Consider the following 4,703-nt stretch of genomic DNA (forward strand, 5'->3'; position numbering starts at 1 on the left):
ACGACAGTTCCCAGTTTTTGTGCCAGATCGCGCACCGTCTGAAGATCCTCGCCGGACACGCGGTACTGAATCGGCTTGCCGACCGGGGGTCCGATTTCGAGGAGCTTCACATAGGCGTCAGTTCCGGGAAAGGTCTTCTGAAGGTAAGTTTCGACGTCCTTCTTCAGCTTGTCGCGGACATCGAGCCCTTTGGTGACGATGACGGTCTGCCCGAAGGCAACGTCGGCCGGCTGGACGTCGAAGGAAAGAACGAAGCGGGGCGCGCCCCGTCCGACATAGGTCGACCAATGCTCGACCGCAGGGTTGCCGGCCAGCACCTCACGCTCGAATTGACCCATCTGACGGCTCGTTTCGGCAATCGAACTGTTCTGCGGTAGATTCCAGTCAATGATGAGTTCCGGCCGGTCGGAGCTCGGAAAGAACTGCTGCTGCACCATTGACAGGCCGACGACTGATCCGGTGAAGAGGAGAACCGTGGCGATGATCGTCATCCAGCGCCAGCGCAGGCAGAATTGCAGCAAGTGCGAAAAGGCCTTCGCGGACCAGCCCTTATGTTCTGCATGCTTCTTCATCGAATTGGGTAGCAGCGTCACGCCGATGAGGGGCGTGAACACCACGGCAACGATCCAGGATACGATCAGTGATACGGCGATGACCACGAAGAGGGTGAAGGTGAACTCGCCGGCGCTGCTCTTGTTGAACGCGACCGGGATGAAACCCGCGACGGTCACGAGCGTGCCGGTGAGCATCGGGAAGGCTGTGGACGTGTAGACGTAGGTGGCCGCCTTGGTGAGGCTGTCACCCAATTCCAGCCGCGCCACCATCATCTCGACCGCGATCATGGCGTCGTCAACGAGAAGGCCGAGCGCGATGATGAGCGCTCCGAGTGAGATCCGCTGTAGCGAAATGCCAAAATAGAGCATCACCATGAAGGTGATGGCCAAAACGAGCGGAATCGCGATCGCCACGACAAGCCCGGCACGGAACCCGAGACTGATGAAACTGATCGCAAGCACGATGGCGACCGCCTCGAACAGGGCTTTTGTGAAGCCTCCGACAGCCTCGTGAACCACTTCTGGCTGATCGGAGACCTGTTCGACCGAAACGCCGACGGGAAGATCCTGAACGATCCTGGTCATAGTCTTTTCCAGGACTTCGCCGAAAGCCAGAAGGTTGCCGCCTGTCTTCATGCCAATCGCAAGCCCGATTGCCGGCTTCCCGTTGAAGCGGAAGAGCGCGCTTGGCGGATCGACATAGCCGCGGCTGATGCTGGCGACGTCCGTCAGCGCAAAAAAGCGGTCGTTTACCCTCAGATTGATGCCGCGCAAGGTGTCTTCGGAAAGAAAGCGACCGCCGACGCGCAAGGCGATGCGCTCCGGGCCCGCCTCAATGAAACCGGACTGCGTTACGGCGTTTTGCGCCTGCAGTGCCGAGATGATCGCGGCGCGGTCGAGGCCGAGGGCAGCGATCTTGCGGGTTGAGAATTCGAGATAAATGACCTCGTCCTGTGCACCGACGATGTCGACCTTGCCCACATCCGGCAGTTTGAGGACCTGGCTTCGGGCGTTCTCGGCGAAATCGCGCAACTCCCGCTGACTGAGCCCATCGCCGCTAAAGGCAAAGATATTGCCGTAAACGTCGCCGAACTGATCATCGAAGAACGGACCCACCACCCCTTGGGGGAACTCGTGCCTGATATCGTCAATCAGGTTGCGCACCCGCGCCCACGTGGGCTTGACGTCATGCGCGTTTGTCTTCGGCAGCAGATCGACGAAGACGATCGTCTGACCGGCGGAGGTGATACTGCGGGTATGCTCGAGATTGTCGAGTTCCTGCAGCTTCTTTTCGATGCGGTCGGTGACCTGCTGCGTCACTTCCTGAGCAGACGCGCCGGGCCACTGGGCCTGGATCACCATCGTCTTGATTGTGAAGGCCGGGTCTTCCTCGCGGCCGAGAGCCATGTAGGCATACGCGCCGGCCACTGCGAAGATGATCATGAAATACCAGACGAGCGAGCGGTGCTTGAGCGCCCAGTCTGAAAGGTTGAGCTTGTTCACGGGCGCTGCTCCTGTTCTGTTCTCACGCTCTGTCCCTCGGCCAGCTGGTTGACGCCGGCCACGACCACTTCTTCTCCGTCCTTGAGACCGGAAAGGACCTGGACGGAGCTGACACCGGTCGAGGAGATGTCGAGCCGCACGGATCTCAGGGAAACGGTGTGGGTTGCGGGGTCGACCACCCAGACATGGTCAGTGCCATCGCTCTTGACGAGCGCCGTTGCAGGCAGCCCGACGGGTAGCCCCTGCTGCGTCTGTGGCGGCGTGGCGCTGACCACCGATCCAAGACGGAAAACGTCCGGTGCCTTGTCGATGGCTATTTTCAGCCTGTGGGTGCGGGTGCCGGCATCGGCCTGCGGGCCGATCTCTCGCAGGATGCCGGAGGTCCGCAGCGTGTCATCGAGCTGAAGTGCGATGTCGAACCGGTCGCCGACGCGCACGGACCGGAGGTACTCTTCCGGAACGTCGACGATCACGTCACGCTGATCAAGGCGGGCGAGTGTGAGGACCGGCTGACCTGCAGTGGCCGTCTGTCCGACTTCCACGGACATCGCCGCGACAACACCATCGAACTCGGCCTTCAGCTTGGCATACCCGAGCTGCTCGCGCGCCTTATCGAGGCTGGCATGTGCCTTTGCCACGTTCGCCTGCGCCGATTTCAACTCCTGTTCGGCAAGATCCAGATCCGCGGCGCTCGCGGCGCTCGTCGCGGCCAGCCTCTGCTTTCGGTCCTGCGTCAACAGGGCGTTCCCACGCTGCGCTTCAGCGCTGCGCAGATCGGCTTCGGCGCTGCGGACGGCGAGTTCAAGCGCGAGAGGATCTATCTCGGCCACGACGTCGCCCGCACGCACCAGGTCGCCCACACCGGCTTTACGCGATACGACGCGCCCCAACGTGCGGAATGCAAGATCGGTTTGCACCCCGGCCTGGACGACGCCAGGAAAGCGCACTGTCTGTGCCTGCGCGGCACTGGCGGCTACGGACTTGACGGGGCGCGGCCCGGCCAGCTCGCCAGAGCCGGCGTCCTGATCGCAGCCGGCAAGAAGTGCGACTGCGGCAAGGGCTGAAAGCGAATAATGAAAGCGGTAATGGGCCACCTTATTTATCCTCCCAGGCCACGGTTTGACCTTCCTTGAGAAACTTTCCTCCCTCGGTGACGATCAGGTCCTGCGGGGCGATACCGCCAGACGCGATCACGTCGCGGTCGCGATATCTTGCGACTGCAATCTTCCGGAGTGAGACAGAACTGCTGCCTGGAGCGACAAGCCACACGGCGGGCTCGCCTTTGGCGGAGGCAATAGCGCTCGCAGGCAAAACGATCCCCTGGCGCTGCGGGGAGCGAAATTTACCGACTACAGGCGTGCCGAGCGTCCATTGCGCAACATCGGGGAGTGCCACCTTGATACGGATGGTTCCGGTTCTCGTGTCGATGAAGGGAGAGACCTCCCTGACCGTCGCCCGCGTTTCGGGCGTGCGATCCGCCACCGGCGCAACATCAACACCGGGTAACGGCTGACCTTCGAGGAAAAAGGCCTCGAAGACATTGAAAACGGCGTCGCGGGGACCGTTATGGGCGAGTGTGAAGGCGGGCTGTGCCGCCGACACGACCCGGCCCGCCTCGATGTCCCGGGCGGTTATGATCCCGTCGGCGTCGGCTTTCAGCTTGGTGTAGGAAAGAGCGTCCTCCGCCGTCCCCAGCGCCACTTCGGCAGCCTCCAGTGAGGCTTTCGCCGTGCGCAAATCCTTGTCCGCTTCATCAAAGGTGGCCTGCGAGATGGACCGCGAGCGCAGCAGCGCCTCATACCGCTCGAACGTCAGCGTCTTCTGTCTGGCGATCGCCTGTGCCGACTGCAGCCCCGCCCGGGCGACTTCCACATCGGCACGCTGTTCGCTGTCATCAAGGCGGGCGAGAATGTCGCCGGCGTGCACGGGCGAACTGACGTCGACAAAGCGCTCAATCACCCTGCCGCTTACCCGAAACGACAGGTTAGACTGGATCCGCGCTTGCACCTCTCCGGTGATTTCCGCTCGCGGCTGATATTCGGCGAGCGAGGCGTGAATGGCGCGAACATGCTGCGGCGGCCGTGCGACTTCTGCTTTGTCTTCGCAGGCGGCGAGTTGGACGCAGGCGAGACCGATTCCAATAAGACGTACAGGCTGCATTTTTTGCTCCATTACGGGTTGCAACCAAAGAGGTATGAGTCAGATATGCTGCTCAGCCTCCGCGAGAGGGTTCGAGTTTTATGGTGGTGAGGAATCCGCGCTTGCCGTTGGCGGCTCATCATTTCGGTGACTATTAAGTCATTTCGAACTTCTAGTCAATATGAAATATGCGCATGGGTGCTATGCAAAAGAATGGATATGCAAGTCTCTCAGGCTTCGGACTGGACTTTTAGGTCAATATGACTTATTTGTGAATAGAATTTGAGGAATCACGCATGGCAAACGTTAACCTGATCCGCCGAGCCGAAATTGGACGCGAAAAGCGCGTGAAGACCCGTGCGCAGCTTGTTGAAGCTGCCAATTCGCTGTTTGCCGGACGGGCCGTGGAATCCGTCACGGTCGATGACGTGGTTCAGGAGGCTGGCGTCGCGAAGGGAACGTTCTACACTCATTTTGATAGCCTGGAAGCATTGACCGCGGCGGTCG

Annotated in this window: 4 protein-coding genes; 1 reads left to right on the plus strand and 3 read right to left on the minus strand. The window is 60.8% G+C overall.

Annotated features, from left to right (window positions below):
* From AAAB35_RS23460 to AAAB35_RS23470, 3 genes are all read right to left on the minus strand, one after another.
* Nucleotides 1-2,057 (minus strand): efflux RND transporter permease subunit (locus AAAB35_RS23460; RefSeq protein WP_340670687.1); only part of this gene is annotated, 2,057 nt, incomplete at its 3' end.
* Nucleotides 2,054-3,151 (minus strand): efflux RND transporter periplasmic adaptor subunit, encoded by a 1,098-nt coding sequence (locus AAAB35_RS23465; RefSeq protein ID WP_340670688.1) that lies wholly within the window; start codon nucleotides 3,149-3,151, stop codon nucleotides 2,054-2,056. The genes AAAB35_RS23465 and AAAB35_RS23460, both read right to left, overlap by 4 nt.
* Before the next feature lies 1 nt (nucleotide 3,152).
* Nucleotides 3,153-4,217, minus strand: coding sequence for an efflux RND transporter periplasmic adaptor subunit (locus AAAB35_RS23470; protein WP_340670689.1), 1,065 nt, complete (start codon nucleotides 4,215-4,217; stop codon nucleotides 3,153-3,155).
* 275 nt (nucleotides 4,218-4,492) lie between these two features.
* Between AAAB35_RS23470 and AAAB35_RS23475 the strand changes: the two genes are divergently transcribed.
* Nucleotides 4,493-4,703 (plus strand): TetR family transcriptional regulator (locus AAAB35_RS23475; RefSeq protein ID WP_340670690.1); only part of this gene is annotated, 211 nt, incomplete at its 3' end.

This window comes from Phyllobacterium sp. (assembly GCF_037994425.1).
Classification (GTDB): domain Bacteria; phylum Pseudomonadota; class Alphaproteobacteria; order Rhizobiales; family Rhizobiaceae; genus Phyllobacterium.

Excerpts from the sequence above, each read along its gene's own strand:
- AAAB35_RS23470 (WP_340670689.1), bottom strand. The coding sequence starts at position 4,217 with ATGCAGCCTGTACGTCTTATTGGAATCGGTCTCGCCTGCGTCCAACTC.